Below are 15253 nucleotides of genomic sequence, written 5' to 3'. Positions count from 1 at the left end.
GCCGGACTCGTAGGCCTGGACAACCTTCAGTTTAAACTCTCGTGAGAACCTTCGTCGATCCTTGGGCATCGGACATTCCCTCCTTCGGAATGTCCACCTTAGTACTCAAAAAAACTGTCTCATGCAAGGGGTAAACTCCAGACTCAAAGGCATTAATAATACTAGGATTGTTCTTCCAACCCCAAAGCGTTTATCGCCCGATCCCGTACTGCTTGAGAAACGATTTGAGGAGTATCGGGCTGCGGGGTAGGATAGAACGGGACTATGAATTCGTTGGCCAATCACACGTTTTGGCCGGCGAACTCACTGAAGTCTCAAATCCATTAAACTCGATAATGTAATTCTACTCCTAATTGGGGGGTGTTAATGCGGAGTTAAACCTGACGAGCCTTGTCCAATCGATTGCACCATCACTGGAACAATAGTCGTTTGTAAATTCCTTGGTGAACTTGTTTATTATCTGAGAGTACGACTTCATAAAGGCGTCGTTTTTTTCTTTTGCTTTGTGCCCTAGAGGTTCAATGATCTCCGTGTAAAGTTCCGTGTCACCAGAAATAAATTCCCAAAACTGTTGTCCGCAATACTTAAAGTATTCACCTTTGTCGGGATTGTTATCTCTACCGTAGCAGCAACCGTTAACAGCCGTTACGTTGAGCTTAGAATTGCCCGTCCGAAGTGTCCTCTTTGCCCTCTTAAAATCACTTGCCATCTTTTTGATCTGTGAGCTATTTCCCCAATTGGGACCCGACTTAATAGTCACAATAAAGCGAGTTCCTTCAAGGTCAAATTCAAGGTCAATTCCCTCAATCCCTGATTTGCGCCCTCCATAAATTCTCTTATTTATAAATATCGCAAGCTCTTCCAGCCAGTCACCGAAAATCGTTTCTTCATTGGAAGATAGATGTGCATCGACTAAGGCTCGAATAATCCCCTCAGACGTATGCATGTATTTCGCTTTGAACAAGTAGGGATTCTTTCGCTTAAGGACTTTTGATAGCTTCAATCTCTCCAAACTGTGAATCCGTATTTCGTGGAACGTCCCAATGTTCTTTTCAGCGTACTGCGTGATGTCCTGTAGCTTTAGCTTTCGCATATCTGACTTTGGGTTCTAAAATAGTAAGTTCGGTGGACTCTATCTGGCGTTTGACCATTTGATAATATTCAGGCACAATTTCGATACCAATCGAATTGCGTCTCATCCTTTTGGCGACGAAGATCGTGGTCCCCGAACCCAAAAACGGGTCGAGTACCATGTCATCTGGTTTGGTGAATAACTTAATAAACCATTCTGGAAGTTCTTCGGGAAACGCAGCGCTGTGATTCTTATTGTTGCATTCTGTTGCCAGATGCAACACGTTGCTGGGATAAGCCTTGTCTCTGTTAAGCCAGTTGGAAATATTCTTCCCGAAGCCGCTGCCGACCTTTGAGGCGTCTCTAACTTTGTCCGTGTCGCTCAAGCGTCTCAAGCGAGTCTTTGCCCAATCACCCATTGGCACCATGACTGCTTCTTGGTACATATGGAACTTTTTCTCTCGATTGAACTGAAGCAAACGCTCCCAAGAATCGCGAAAACGATTTGGCCACTTGCCTGGATAGGAATTCCTCTTGTGCCATATGAATTCCTCCGTCCACAGCCAGCCTTGTTTACGCATCGCCAGAATAAGTTCCATGACATAAGTACTGCGTTCGCCTTGGACGACCTTTTCCTTAATGTTCAAGACAAATGTTCCCGTTGGCTTAAGAACTCTCAATAGTTGCTCTGAGATTGGAAGAAACCATGCAACATATTTATCATGGGGAATGCCACCGTAAGTGCTAACGCGTTGGTCAGCATACGGAGGGGACGTTACAATTAGATCAATGCAACTGTTAGGAAGTTTTTTCAACTCCTTTTCACAATCGCCAAGATATAATGCTGGATTGTATTCCATGGTTTTCCTCCCTTTTTGAGAATGCTGAGACTTTGTATTGTGCGAAGCTGTCAAGTTCATAGGCGTTTGTGAGAGTATTCGAGCTGATGTCCACGCGTCTCCCGGAGAAATAATAAATCTAAGTCAGGCGGAGGCAGTTGTTTGTACTTCGAATTATACGCAACCGCCGCGCCAATGTCAACGGCATGGGCGCGCAAGTCGAAGATGTTTGGCTCCGATGCGTGCGTGTTGCCTGTCGTGGAGTATTTCGTTAACTTCCCAAGCAGAGGTCTGAAAAATAATCACTTCCGGTGGGAAATGGTTGCACAAACAAGATCCCACATCGACCGAACATTCGTGGAGGAGTTCATGTCAAATGTACTACTGGGTCTTTGTGTCCTTTCCGTCGTATTGAGCGATGCGCCAGTACTACTCCGCCAACAATTTTCTTGCCAGTGGAAAGCTCGCAGACCACTCCATTTTTTAGAAATGGTGTTCCGATTGGCGCTTTGAGATCAGATAGTTCCATTATGATGTTATCCCTTGAGCCGACGGAGATTGCTAGTAACGGATATATGAGACTCTGGTTCCTTTACAAGAACAACTCGAATTCCCCATTTCTTCTCGAACCGCTCAAAGCTACGGTCCTTAGAATGAAAAGGGATGAGAGTAATTTCGATGATATTTTGCCTGATTCCCCGACAAAGATACTGGCGCATATCAAGAATGAAGAGGCCACAAGCATGATATTTCAAGCCATTGGTGGTACTCTGGAGGCTCTTTCCGCTCAGCCGACGACAATTAAGAACTCAAAAGGCGAAGAATGGAAAGTAAATGACAAATCAGAAAAAGTCGCAGCTATTTCGAACAAGACATCCGCCTCAATCGCGCGCACTGCCCTATTGTATGATATCTTTAAAAGAAGTGTGAACTCGGGAATTCTGAGGCGCAACACAATATTCCCTGAGGAAAGTGTAAACGGATACATCTATTTCCCATTGCCGAGCACTGGAGGATATCGTCGTGAGAAACGTATTGTCGATCCAGCAACTTGCAAATACACTCTCTATATCTCTACACAGTTTGGCCCAAAGGAAGTTGATTTTACTCCCGCTGAGGGAGAATGACAATCATCCGGAGCTCAGCATGAATATCAGGCGTGCGACGGCGTGGGAGGTTCATCCGGTGGTGGGGATTGAGATCGTAGGAAGACCAAAGTAAAAATACCTTTTGTGATCATATGACTCGTACAAAGAGCAATAGCGGAACGGCAACCAAACAAAAGCTGAGAACCGCACGATCCTCCTACAGTAATTTTAAGAAGGAGTATGAGTTCTCTCGACATCTTTCAAAAGAACAGATAAAAGTTATTGATGATCATGTTACGAATCACATGGATAAAGCTGTTTGGGAGCGCGATACCTCCGCTTATGTCAGAGGCGATAAGGCGATTGAAATGTGTATTTTTGATACGATGGATAAGTTGTTGGCTCTATATAGTGTCCAGCCCAGCACCTATGTTCGAATCTTGTTCAACCTCTGTTATGCAAAATCGCAGGAGGGGTTCATGAATAATGCCATAATGGAATATGAGCGCGGCGTACGAGCCATCCGGAAGGTAATTCCGGCGTACATTGCTGTGAAAGAAAACCTTCAAATTGGATTGAAGCTAGACCCAAAAATGACGGAGTACCAATCTAGCCTTAAACCACGCGAGTATCTCATGCTTTGCAGCTACGTTGATCGCATTCTGAATCGAATTGTGGAATTATGGGGCCCACCACAGAGCAAGAAGTATCGGTATCCGATAAAATATTACATCCCGGAAATCGACCATGAGCTGGAAGTCAGCATGTCGCAATTAGATACTCTCATACTCCATTCTATACTGGATTATGTCTTTTCTACCATGAAGCAAAAAGATGGTCGATTGAAAAATGAAGCGTTAACGCTCATCGGACATCTTCTAGTCTTTTGGGGGTTTGAAAAGCGCGACTCATATTATGATGTGGGCATTCGGATGCGAGATCAATGGAATGTTTATCGAAGGCGTATGCGGATAGTACGGGCGAAGGCTGACAAACTCGATAAACTGTTTATCCTAACTGATGTGCCGCTTGCTGTTCCATCAGACTCGATAAGTTTCGACCCCAAGAATAACAGATTCATCGTGCCAATCTCCAAGATTCTCCCGAGCGTCAGAGTCACACTAAGAAAACCCTAGTTCTTGTTTTGCCTCAGGTTTTCACAAGCCTGAAAACTTGAGGTCTATTCTCCTCCCCGATTTTCTTACAAATCCCAGTTCTACCTTCTCTATCTTTAACCAGAACAAGGCGCGCTATCTACTAAAGATAAGCGTCACATCATTTTCCAATACGTGTTCGGTTAACGATAATCAATGCGAAAGGAGGAACAGATGCGAACGACCGTCCTGGAAGGTGTGAATAGATTAATAGATCATAGGAGTGGCGCGGGTATATCGAGGAATCCCGCTCGTGGGCCACCATCCCCAACGGATACTGAGGCGGTTCGCGCCTCCCGACAAAAAGCGTGATTTCAATTAACGAGTTATTCTAAATCCTAATAAGGGTAATATATGCAGATGACAAGAAAAGCAACAATCACGATTGAGACGGATCTCGATAAGGATCTGGAGACGTTTCAATCAACAGAGGCCAAACACGATCTTGAGCTGATTACGATCGCCGTCACAGATAGCCGCACGGAGATAGAGGAGCGGGAGCTCAAAGACGGCGTTATCATGATTACGATCTCGGACGAGGCCGTAGCAAACGACGTTGTGAAAAGTCTGAGGGATTCAGATTTCATGGCGCAGATCGTTGACCGTAAAGCATGGCTCCGTGAGCAGAAAAAGAAAAGAAAGGAGGACAAGGCAAAGGAAAAAGCATAGCGTTCAAACCGATGCCGGCTCCGGTGGTGCACCACTTGGACCGGTAATTTTATCTAGGACGATAACATGAGCAAGAAAACAACCAACAAAACAACAATCCCCGATCTTGAAGTTCTATCCGTCCGAGAACTAGCTGCATACCTCGGTACTTCAGTATGGTTCATCCGGCGCCTCGTAACGATCCGAAAGATCCCTTACACGAAGATTGGCGGAAGGGTTCTGTTCTATATGCCCGCCATGAGGGAATGGCTCCGGGACAATACCACATGGCCGGGGAAGCATACTTCGGATTGGCATAGGAAAAGGTATGACCCCTCCGGAGAACTAATTAAGTTGATGAACCGCGGCGACGATAATTTCGCTTGATAAAAGTTAGAGGAACGAACAGGCGGCTGTACCGGCATGCAGAGAAACATCGACTCGAAACTGAAACTAAGAATTGAAGTACACGACTCCGAGGAAGCGCTTACCCCCGAAGAACTCCGGGGACTTGCGCATTTAATTGCTCGATGGATTATCGCCGAGGACCAGCGCGAGACCAGTATTCCCGCAGATCCCAATTCTTACGAGAATTAATTATATTGTGGGGAGTTACTATTCTGAATTCTCCCAACAACCTGAACCTATGGAACTGATTAAGAAAGCCGCAGAATACATACGCTGTTCGACGGAGCAACAGGAAGATTCTCCCGAACAACAGCAACGCGAAACTAGAACATACGCCGCCGCCCACGGCTATGAAATCATTTCAAGCTATATTGATTTTGGTAAGTCGGGGACGACGTTTACCCAGAGGCCGGAATTTATGCGAATGCTTAGCGAGGTCGAATCCGGCAAAGCACAGTTTGCAGCCGTCATTTGTTACGATGAATCACGCTGGGGACGTGCGATAGACTCCGAGGAGAATACGTATTGGAGAGTACACTTTCGGAGGTTGGGAGTAAAGGTCTTGCTTGTAAAGACTTCCATTGACCCCGACCATGAATATGCGCCGATGCTCAACGCGTTCGCCGGTATCCAGGCATCTCAGTATAGCAAGGATTTGTCTGGACTTACCATTCGTGGCGCGTTCAACAATGGGATATACTCAAACGGTGGTACGGCTCCGTATGGGTATTTACGCATCGCGGTGAATACGAAAACCGGCGTCGAGCGGGAGTTAGCTCATGGAGAATGGTCTGTGGCAGGACAGGAAAAGGTTAAGTGGCGAATTGGCGCTACCGACGAGGTTGAAACTGTCCGATTTATTTTCTCGGAGCGTGCCCACGGTAAATCGTACATTCATATAGCGAAGGATTTGAATGACCGGAGTATCAGTTGCCCCAAACGTGGAAGATGGCGGAACCGCGATCAAAGGTGGGCCACTGTAAGCGTAAAAACTATCATCAATAATCCCACATATTACGGTGCCAGGGTCTACAATAGGAATTCAATGAGCAAGATCCGAGCACGGCTGGCGGGACGCGACGCAAAAACGGGCGTCAATTATCCGCACTGGCTGAATGATAAAAAGGATTGGGTCATTGTCGAGAATGCTCACGAAGCCCTCATTAGTAAAGAATTATGGGACAAGGCAAACTCCTGGAGCAGGCTCACTGTGCAAAAGTCCTCAGTGAATCAGTATACATTCCGGAGTCATTATCTGCTCACGGGACTTATCCGTTGTCCTTTGTGCGGATTTAATTATCAAGGCTGGTCTGGATCTGCAGACGGAAAACGTTACTACAAGTATATCGACGGCGGCTGGCAGAACAAACGAGTCTGCTCTTATCACGGGGTGCAGAAGGAGGAGTTGGAAGAGTCTACAATGGCAGCAATCGCGAAAAGGATGAATAATCCCTTAGTAATTGAGACGATCGAGGAAGAACTCAAAAACTTTTATGATCAGGGACCGAATAGAATTAAGTCCGAAATCGAAGACATTACTACAAAACTGTTGGAAGTCGAGTCGAGGTTGAAGAAGTGGATTGAATCTTTTGAGGGAAGTGGTTCGGCTCGACCGTCTAATGTGATTATCGAGCGTCTTCGGGAACTGGAAATACAGCGCACACACCTTAAGGAGCGGCTCCTAGCCCTGAGAAGGGAAAATGCTCGCATCGATATTGGAAGCACGACGCAGAAGGTACGGAACTATATGATGAGCTTTATAGATCGAATGCAACGTGCACCGGTGGAAGAAAAGAAACTCCTGATCCGGAGGGCTGTTTCCGCTATCATAGTAGACAGACATGAGAAAGTGGCACATTTGTACCTCTGGAAAATACCGGCCGTGACAGAAGAACTCATCGATTTGTACAGAAATAAAAAGGCACCCACAGAAAAACCTGTGAGTGCCGAGCGTAGCGGGGGAAGGACTTGAACCTTCAGCCTTTGGGTTATGAGCCCAACGAGCTACCAATTGCTCCACCCCGCGGTGTTGTGGGTATAATATACAAAAAATCCTCGCTGAAATCAACCTGACCGGGACAGAGATCCTTCGCTTCGCTCAGGATGACATCTAGTTCAGCCATCCCTGCTCGCGATACCATTGAACGGTGTTGCGGACACCCTCCTCGAGTGAGAAGGATTCACGGAATCCCAAATCTTTCTTTGCCTTGGAAGTGTCCGCAGTCCAGGCATCCTGCACAATATCCTTCGCCTTTTCCCAGTTCAGGAGGACGGCTTTTCCACTCACCATTGAAAACAGCTCGGAAACCGCGGCAATTGTGTAGACGAGGGATACCGGGATGTGCAGCCGAAGCCCCTTTTTCTGCATAACGCGGGCAGTTACTTCCCCAATTTCCTTCCATTTATAAAATCGTTCACTCGAGATAAAGTATGTCTGGCGGAGGGCTTCCGGGCGTTCTCCGGCGAGAATGATACCTTTCACCAGGTCTGCCACATGAATCAGGCTCACTGTTTTGTCATTGAAGCCGATCATCGGCTGGAGGCCCTTGTTCATGGTATTAAAGAATTCGAATACGTCCTTGTCACGCGGGCCATACACGGCGGGGGGACGGGCGATGGTTATCGGGATGGAATCGGCCACATTCAAGCATTCCTTCTCCGCCTCCATCTTGCTTTCACCGTAGGCCGTGATGGGGTGGAAGGGAGTGGTTTCGTCAAGGGGGGAGACACTGGTTGCCGGGCCCACTCCTGCCATCGAGCTGACGAGGATGAATCGTTTCAGATTGGGCTTCATTTCGCGGACCGCATCGAGGAGGTTTTTGGTCCCGAGATGGTTCCCACGAAAATATCCTTCCCTCGTTCTTGATTTTGTCGTGCCGGCGACGTGGTAGATATAGTCAACTCCGGCTACTGATTGCCTGAGAGCCGCCTCGTCGAAAAGGTCGCCGTATATGTATTCGATTGGGAGGTGTTTGATCCAGACGAGATTGGATGTCTTGCGTACAAGGCAGCGTAACTTATACCCCTTCTTATGAAGTTCTTCGGCAAGATGAGAGCCGATGAAGCCGGTGGCCCCGGTGATGAGGACGAGCATGGAGATCCTTCGCTTCGCTCAGGATGACAGAAAAGGTGTCAGGATGACAGCTTGGGCTACAGCTGGATTGACTTTAAGAAGCCAATGGAGTATATTGAAAAAAAATTAGACAATCAATGAGCGTAATTCGAACTTTGAGCACGGAAACTACGAAAGAGTCGACGAAAGAGCCTTCAAAGACCGCGCAGCCGGTTGCGAACGATGGAAAAGGAACGGCTGGGGCGAAGAAACCGGTTGATCTGTTTCAAAAGTGTCGTGATTTCACCCGCGCAGACGAAGTAAAAGCCGCCGGGTTCTATCCTTATTTCCGTGCGATCGAAGAGAACGAGGGACCGGTCGTCAGAATCGAGGGCCGCAAGGTCATCATGGCGGGCTCGAACAACTACCTCGGCCTCACCGCTCATCCGAAAGTCAAGGAAGCCGCCATCAAGGCGGTCGAGAAGTACGGGACGGGTTGCTCGGGATCGCGTTACCTGACCGGAACACTCGATCTGCACAACGAACTTGAGGCCCGGCTTGCTAAATTCATGGGAACCGAGGCCTGCCTCCTCTTTAGCACCGGCTACCAGACCGCTCAAGGCATTATCCCCTCCCTTGTTCAGCGCGGAGAGTATGTCCTCATCGACAAGGACGACCATGCATGCATCGTTGCTGGCGTCATGATGGCGAAGGGGATGTTCGCTGAGGTTGTCCGCTATAAGCACAACGACATGGCGGATCTGGAGCGCGTGATCTCGCGCCTACCTGCCGAGGCGGCAAAACTGGTGGTCACAGACGGTGTTTTTAGCACAACGGGCGAGATTGTCGATCTTCCGCACCTCGTAAGTATCTGCAAGAAACACAATGCCCGGACCCTCGTTGACGACGCGCATGCGGTAGGCGTGATCGGAAAGGGTGGAAGAGGAACCCCCAGCCATTTCGGGCTGACCGATCAGGTTGACATGGTGATGGGGACATTCAGCAAGACATTCGCATCTCTCGGTGGGTTCGTCGTCGGTGAAGAGCGGACGATCAATTTCCTGAAACACCAGTCCCCGGCGCTCATCTTCAGCGCGAGCCCGACGCCCGCATCGGTCGCCGCGGCACTTGCAGCGCTGGATATACTCGAGAAAGAGCCGGAAAGGATTGACAGCCTCCTCCGGAACGCTAACAAGATGCGAAGCAGCTTCAAGAAACTGGGCTTCCAGGTCATTGACGGGCAAACTGCCATCGTCCCCGTGATCGTGGGAGATGACATGATTGCCTTCAAATTCTGGCGCGACCTCTTCGATGCCGGGGTGTTTGTCAACGCGTTTATCAGTCCGGGCGTCCCCCAGGGGATGCAGATGATGCGCACGAGCTATATGGCTAGCCACGAGGATAAGCATCTCGACAAAATCCTGGATCTGTTCGAGGTCGAAGGGAAAAAGCTCGGCCTAATCACTTGAGCCGCCCACCGCACGCCGCACACCATCTGCTGTCCGGCCGGATCCCTCCTACCGGCTTGTTCATCCTTCGTTTCATGAATCAAGAGAATCAAGATCCTGACCAAAAGCATGTCAGGATGACGAGTTTAAGGGGGCAGGATGACGGGCTGGGGAGGTGATGATTTTTTTGCTGCGGCGCAGAGCGCCGCGGTATGCGTTCCCACGCAGAGCGTGGGAACGAGAGAAGATCCTGACCAAGAGCATGTCAGGATGACGAGGTCGAGATCCTTCGCTTCGCTCAGGATGACAATATGAACCCGGTTGTGATCCGGAATGTGAGTAGTTCCGGGGATGTGAAGCGATTCATTAAATTCCAGTGGGAGATCTACAAGGGCAACCCATACTGGGTGCCGCCGTTATTGATGGACCGCCGGAAACTGATGGACAAGAAGAAGAATCCGTTCTACGCGCACGCGGATGCGGAATTCTTCATGGCATACCGGGACGGGGAGATAGTGGGCAGGATCGGCGCGATCATGAATCACAATCACAACAAGGAGCATTCCGACAAAGTTGGCTTCTTTGGGTTCTTCGAATGCATAGACGATCAGGATGTTGCCAACACTCTTCTCGGCACAGCAAAAAATTGGCTCTTGCAGCGTGGCGCAGATGCGATGCGCGGACCGGCAAGCCCGTCGGTCAACGATGAGTATGGTCTCCTGATCGATGGATTCGATAAGCCGCCTGTCGTGTTGATGCCCTATAACCCGCCATACTATGCAACCCTCCTTGAGAAGGCGGGATTGAAAAAAGTGAAGGACCTGCACGCCTGGCATGTCCACAAGGACAAAGTCTTCAGCGAAAAACTTGAACGGGTTTCGGCGATGGTGAAAAGCCGTCACGGGATATCGTTCCGTCCCCTCGACATGAAGAACTTCAACCGCGAAGTGGAGCTTATCCACGCGCTCTATAATAGAGCATGGCAGTACAACTGGGGCGCCGTCCCGATGACAGACGCTGAATTTGACGCGCTCGCGAAAGATTTGAAACCTGTCGTGGTTCCGGGGCTCGTCATAATTGCAGAACACAAGGGAGAGCCGATCGGGTTCTCGCTCTCGCTGCCCGACCTGAACATCGCATTCAAGCACAACCGGAAGGGTTACCTCCTGCCGGGCCTCTACTGTCTCCTCCGGTATAAGAAAGCCATCAAGGCCACACGTATCATCACCCTGGGCGTGGTCAAGGAACATCAGATGACCGGCGCCGGGGGTGTGCTATTCTATGAGACTGGAAAGCGCAGTGTCGAACTCGGGTATCCTGAGGGCGAGGCGGGATGGATCTTGGAAGATAACGTGATGATGAACCGTGGGGCGGAGCTTATGCAGGCCGATCGCGTCAAGTCCTATCGCATCTATGAAACTCCACTAGCTTAGGAAGGCCATATCCATGCCGGTCAAACCTGTCGCAAAAATATGGATGAACGGAAAGCTTGTCAACTGGGCGGACGCAAAGATTCATGTCCTCTCCCACGTCATCCACTATGGGTCGAGCTGGTTCGAAGGAATTCGCTGCTACGAGACCAAAAAGGGGTCGGCGATCTTCCGGCTCGACAAGCACATGGAACGGCTTTATGATTCCACAAAGATCTATCATGCAGAAATACCGTACACGCGGGACGAGCTTGAGGCCGCGGTGATCAATACGATCCGTGTCAACAAGATGAAATCGTGCTACATACGGCCGATCGTCTACCGCGGCTATGGGGATGTCGGAGTGAATCCGCTCAGTAACCCGGTCGATGTGGCGATCGCGGTATGGGACTGGGGAACGTACCTGGGGGCCGACGCGCTGACGAAGGGGATCGATGTGATGGTGTCGTCCTGGACTCGTCCGGCACCGAACACACTCCCCACGATTGCAAAAGCGGGCGGTAATTATCTGAATGCCCAGCTAATCAAGATTGAAGCGCTTTCATCGGGCTTTGTCGAGGGAATTGCCCTCGACGTTTCGGGGCATGTGAGCGAGGGAAGCGGAGAAAACATCTTCATGGTCAAAAACGGCGATGTCTATACTCCCCCCTTCACTTCCAGCATCCTTCCGGGTGTTACAAGGTCATCGGTGATGACATTACTCAGGGAAGCGGAATACCGCGTCGTCGAAGCGCCTGTTTCCCGCGAGATGCTGACGATCGCCGACGAGCTATTCTTTACGGGAACCGCCGCCGAGATTACGCCGATAAGGAGCGTGAACCGTCTCCATGTCGGCGACGGAAAAGTCGGACCGATCACCAAGGAGGTCCAGACCGCGTTTTTCGATGTGGTTCGGAACGGCAAAGACAATCATAACTGGCTGAAGTTCATCTTCAACGATTGAGCGAGATCTTATCATGAAACTGAAACCCTCGAAGAAGGGTCCACTGGAGGACGAGAAAAAGCGGGCCTACACGCCACTGCCGGTTTCCCTGAAAAGGATTCTTGTGCCGATCGATTTTTCCGAGCACTCGAAAGACGCGCTCACCTATGCGAACACACTCGCGGAACAATTCCGTTCCGAGCTGATCCTTGTCTATGTCGTCGAACCGATCGTGTATCCCTCCGATCTCGGATTCGGGCAGGTGGCGATGCCGAACCTCGAACCTGAATTCACCGCCAGAGGAAAGGCCGGATTGGCTCAGTTGATCAAGGAGCATGTGATGGCCGGGCTCACGGCGCGAGCCATTGTCCAAACGGGGAGAGCTTTCCTTGAGATTCTCAATACGGCAAAGGAAGAACACGTCGACTTGATCGTCATCGCCACACACGGTCATGCGGGCGTCGAGCACCTGATCTTCGGCAGCACCGCTGAGAAGGTGGTGAAGAGGGCGCGCTGCCCTGTCCTGATGGTAAGACCGGGAGGATATTTCAGCCCGGAGTGATCCCCGCGATTGTGTCGTTGAACGCGCGTCCCAAACAGAGCTAAGCCCCACCGGATCCGGCGTCAACTCCGGGCGCCAACCCTCACACCCTCAGAATACCCCCAAACCACGTGCTACCGGCATTTCGAGGTGGGGGTTTTCCGTATTGACTCTCGGCTCCTTTTTGCTAACTTATCTATAGACGCCGCCCGTATCGAGCGCCGGCCTTATCTCTTCTGTTTTGACAACCCGATCCGATTCATGAAAGAGGACGCCTATGCGACGAATACCCACAACGCTTTTTCGGATTAGCCCCATTGTTCTTGCGCTCGTTCTCCTCGCCGGTCAACCGGGGAGCGCCATCGCGGGGGTGATCCCGCACGATTCAACTGCCTTTCACTTTCCGCTCGTTCTAGCGGAAAACGGTTTATGGTCATACGCAGTGAACGTCGGCGTTGCGCCAAGCGCGACAGCAGGAATAGACCCCACGCTCGGTGAAACCGAGTACCCCCCACTCCCTGTCGGCGGGGGATTAATGTTGTTGTCGACCAAGTCCGGAAACGTGATCCTGGACCTCAGGCAGTATGTCAGCACGGCGCAGATCGACACTTACAGAGTTTTAATCGCTCTTGACGGAACCGATGCCTCTCTTTTTCCGATGGTCTTTTCCTGGCCAAATCTCAGCTCGTATTATGGGGGCTCCGTCCACCTCAAGGCGGATGCCAACGGCTCGGCCTTTGACATCGACATGAAGGCGCAGACGTCTTACACCTTGGCCAGCTACCCCTTCACTCCCCCTCTGGCATCCTTTTCGGTCTACATCATCGCTGGCGGGCCGTTGCATGGTCCGACGCTTCCCGTAGTATCGACTTATGCGGAGGCGAATGGCGGCCTACAGGCGATCGTGCATGCGCCCGCGGGTGCGGTGGCGTCACCAAGAACCGGGTTTGCCGTTACGCCGGGAACGACCAGCGCGTGGTTCGAGTACGGACCGACCACCGGTTACGGAAGTTCAACCGCGCCTCATTCGATTTCCAGCGGAATCAGCGCCACTATTTTTGACTCGTTTGATCCGAGCTCTCTTCCCGCGAACTCACGACTCCATTTCCGAGGGGTAGCTCAGAACAGTCTTGGCACTTTTTACGGCGGCGACCGGATCTTCTCGAACGGAACCCCCGCCCCCGAGCTATCCGCAGACACTACAAAGTATAGGACCGCAACATACCGGGACTGGGCTGATGCGAAGGATCAGAAAGGTAAGCGCCTGGCGGTGAAGGGAAAGCCGAGTAAGGTCGATTTCGTGTTCAACGTTCGGGCGGCGGTGATCCCCCTTACGAACAGCGCCGACACCATGCTCAACCTGAAATTCAACGTGCCGATCGAAACACTGATCGTTACGGGCGGGAAGATAGTGCAGTTCCCGATCTGCTACCACATGACGTGGAATGATTCAAAGCACCAGACCGCAAACTTCAACTTCGGTTGTCAGGCGGGGCTTCTGCCGGGGGATACGATTCAGTTTTCAGGCCGGGGCTTGAAGGGGAAGCCTGTCGCGGTCGCGTACAAATGGGTTCGCCCGGATAAGTCGGTGATCTTCTCCGGATCGTTGCCGAACGCGCACGCGCCGGCCGGCGACACGATGAAAACAAATATCCTGCGCTACCCGATGCCGAATCTCCAAAACGTCGGCCTCGACATCTACGGCGGCACCATGCAAACGGCGGTTGACATTACCGTCGGTACGAACGCCGACCTCAAAGGCGCGCATACCGTCTACCATCCGAAATTCAAGGATGTCGTCAAATCTCTGGTGAAGGGAGTAAAGGGAGGAGACCTGTACCATATCGCCCCGCCGCATCCGCTCAACACGTTCGATAAGAAGGGGGATCCGATCACCAAGAAGCAAAAGAGCCTCCCGCCGGACAAGCACAACAACAGTCTCTTTGGGGCACAACTGGCGCTCAAGCTCAATATTGCGGCGAGCGATTCGGGGGACTTCCCGCAGGGGCTTGGAGATTTGATCTATGATAACAGTTCGGTGAAGCTGGTGACCGGCCCGTTTGACGGACTGACGATTCGCGCGATCGCAGATTCCGTGGACAAGTATCTTGGAGACAACGGAGCGGTAGCCGGGACGGAGGATTCGACTGAGTTCTATAAAGTCGATTCGCTTATCAATGCGGCGTTTGCGGGGCCACTCGACACGATCAGTTGGAGTAACCGGAAGGTTGTCACCACCGGTGTAAGGCCGCTGAGCGATGTCCCCTATCTCCATACACCGCCGGTGAACACGCCGAGGGTCATAGTCGGTCATGGGCCCTCGACGACGTATATTCGCGTGCCGGAGGCGTTTCAACTGAGGCAGAATTACCCGAATCCTTTCAACCCACAAACGACCATAGAGTTTTCGTTACCTGAGCCGTCGATCGTCACGCTAAAGATTTACAATGTGCTCGGGCAGGAGGTGGCAAAGCTTCTGAACGGGGAGACGATGGATAACGGATCACAGGAGGTCGAGTTTAACGCGGCGAGTCTGCCTTCGGGGGTTTATTTCTACCGGCTGGAGGCGCAGAGCATCCTGGATGAGGAGACCGGTACGCTGGGAGAGATGCGGACGAGCGTGAAGAAGATGATGTTGCTGAGGTAGGAAGA

At 50.9% G+C, this 15253-nt stretch carries 13 protein-coding genes and 1 tRNA gene; 10 read left to right on the top strand and 4 right to left on the bottom strand.

Features of this window, described 5'->3' with window-relative positions; translation table 11 throughout:
- Nucleotides 1-349: 349 nt before the first annotated feature.
- On the bottom strand, nt 350-1093 hold the full coding sequence (locus VI215_13845; GenBank protein ID HEY6193399.1) for a PmeII family type II restriction endonuclease: 744 nt from the start codon (nt 1091-1093) through the stop codon (nt 350-352).
- A complete protein-coding gene (locus tag VI215_13840) occupies nt 1053-1931 on the bottom strand; it encodes a site-specific DNA-methyltransferase (protein ID HEY6193398.1) in 879 nt (292 codons plus the stop codon). Before VI215_13840 ends, VI215_13845 begins: the two co-directional genes overlap by 41 nt.
- Before the next feature lie 554 nt (nt 1932-2485).
- Here VI215_13840 and VI215_13835 point away from each other — a divergent pair.
- From VI215_13835 to VI215_13815, 5 genes are all read left to right on the top strand, one after another.
- Complete coding sequence (locus VI215_13835) at nt 2486-3037, top strand: hypothetical protein (GenBank protein HEY6193397.1); 552 nt, start codon at nt 2486-2488, stop codon at nt 3035-3037.
- Between the two features lie 266 nt (nt 3038-3303).
- Nucleotides 3304-4134 (top strand): hypothetical protein, encoded by an 831-nt coding sequence (locus VI215_13830; GenBank protein ID HEY6193396.1) that lies wholly within the window; start codon nt 3304-3306, stop codon nt 4132-4134.
- Nucleotides 4135-4512: 378 nt separating this feature from the next.
- On the top strand, nt 4513-4821 hold the full coding sequence (locus VI215_13825) for a hypothetical protein (protein ID HEY6193395.1): 309 nt from the start codon (nt 4513-4515) through the stop codon (nt 4819-4821).
- A gap of 66 nt (nt 4822-4887) precedes the next feature.
- Entirely contained in the window at nt 4888-5187 is a 300-nt protein-coding gene (locus VI215_13820; GenBank protein HEY6193394.1) for a helix-turn-helix domain-containing protein, read from the top strand.
- A gap of 259 nt (nt 5188-5446) precedes the next feature.
- A complete protein-coding gene (locus VI215_13815) occupies nt 5447-7180 on the top strand; it encodes a recombinase family protein (GenBank protein ID HEY6193393.1) in 1734 nt (577 codons plus the stop codon).
- On the opposite strand, the gene VI215_13810 is transcribed toward VI215_13815, so the two are convergent.
- Nucleotides 7162-7234: transfer RNA gene (locus VI215_13810), tRNA-Met, on the bottom strand. The two genes, VI215_13815 and VI215_13810, sit on opposite strands and share 19 nt — an antisense overlap.
- Before the next feature lie 84 nt (nt 7235-7318).
- Nucleotides 7319-8302 carry an NAD-dependent epimerase/dehydratase family protein gene (locus tag VI215_13805; GenBank protein HEY6193392.1) on the bottom strand — a complete coding sequence of 328 codons (984 nt, stop codon included), beginning with the start codon at nt 8300-8302 and terminating at the stop codon, nt 7319-7321.
- 239 nt (nt 8303-8541) lie between these two features.
- Between VI215_13805 and VI215_13800 the strand changes: the two genes are divergently transcribed.
- From VI215_13800 to VI215_13780, 5 genes are all read left to right on the top strand, one after another.
- Nucleotides 8542-9729 carry a pyridoxal phosphate-dependent aminotransferase family protein gene (locus tag VI215_13800; GenBank protein HEY6193391.1) on the top strand — a complete coding sequence of 396 codons (1188 nt, stop codon included), beginning with the start codon at nt 8542-8544 and terminating at the stop codon, nt 9727-9729.
- Nucleotides 9730-10019: 290 nt separating this feature from the next.
- Entirely contained in the window at nt 10020-11141 is a 1122-nt protein-coding gene (locus VI215_13795) for a hypothetical protein (protein HEY6193390.1), read from the top strand.
- A gap of 13 nt (nt 11142-11154) precedes the next feature.
- The gene (locus VI215_13790) at nt 11155-12081 is read left to right on the top strand and encodes a branched-chain amino acid transaminase (protein HEY6193389.1); all 927 of its coding nucleotides are present in this window, start codon (nt 11155-11157) and stop codon (nt 12079-12081) included.
- Nucleotides 12082-12094: 13 nt separating this feature from the next.
- Entirely contained in the window at nt 12095-12622 is a 528-nt protein-coding gene (locus VI215_13785; protein HEY6193388.1) for a universal stress protein, read from the top strand.
- 514 nt (nt 12623-13136) lie between these two features.
- Nucleotides 13137-15248, top strand: a complete 2112-nt coding sequence (locus tag VI215_13780) for a T9SS type A sorting domain-containing protein (protein HEY6193387.1) — start codon at nt 13137-13139, stop codon at nt 15246-15248.
- Nucleotides 15249-15253: the final 5 nt, after the last annotated feature.

The organism is Bacteroidota bacterium, assembly GCA_036522515.1.
Classification (GTDB): Bacteria; Bacteroidota; Ignavibacteria; order UBA10030; family SZUA-254; genus VBOC01.
Note: the sequence above shows the minus strand (reverse complement) of the source record. Positions and strands in the feature narration are given on the sequence as shown.

Bases quoted from the DNA above. Each gene is read 5' to 3' on its own strand.
- VI215_13825 (HEY6193395.1), top strand. From the start codon at position 4,513: ATGACAAGAAAAGCAACAATCACGATTGAGACGGATCTCGATAAGGAT.
- VI215_13790 (HEY6193389.1), top strand. From the start codon at position 11,155: ATGCCGGTCAAACCTGTCGCAAAAATATGGATGAACGGAAAGCTTGTC.
- VI215_13845 (HEY6193399.1), bottom strand. From the start codon at position 1,093: ATGCGAAAGCTAAAGCTACAGGACATCACGCAGTACGCTGAAAAGAAC.
- VI215_13835 (HEY6193397.1), top strand. From the start codon at position 2,486: ATGAGACTCTGGTTCCTTTACAAGAACAACTCGAATTCCCCATTTCTT.
- VI215_13795 (HEY6193390.1), top strand. From the start codon at position 10,020: ATGAACCCGGTTGTGATCCGGAATGTGAGTAGTTCCGGGGATGTGAAG.
- VI215_13785 (HEY6193388.1), top strand. From the start codon at position 12,095: ATGAAACTGAAACCCTCGAAGAAGGGTCCACTGGAGGACGAGAAAAAG.
- VI215_13815 (HEY6193393.1), top strand. From the start codon at position 5,447: ATGGAACTGATTAAGAAAGCCGCAGAATACATACGCTGTTCGACGGAG.
- VI215_13820 (HEY6193394.1), top strand. From the start codon at position 4,888: ATGAGCAAGAAAACAACCAACAAAACAACAATCCCCGATCTTGAAGTT.
- VI215_13840 (HEY6193398.1), bottom strand. From the start codon at position 1,931: ATGGAATACAATCCAGCATTATATCTTGGCGATTGTGAAAAGGAGTTG.
- VI215_13805 (HEY6193392.1), bottom strand. From the start codon at position 8,302: ATGCTCGTCCTCATCACCGGGGCCACCGGCTTCATCGGCTCTCATCTT.
- VI215_13780 (HEY6193387.1), top strand. From the start codon at position 13,137: ATGTTGTTGTCGACCAAGTCCGGAAACGTGATCCTGGACCTCAGGCAG.
- VI215_13830 (HEY6193396.1), top strand. From the start codon at position 3,304: ATGGATAAAGCTGTTTGGGAGCGCGATACCTCCGCTTATGTCAGAGGC.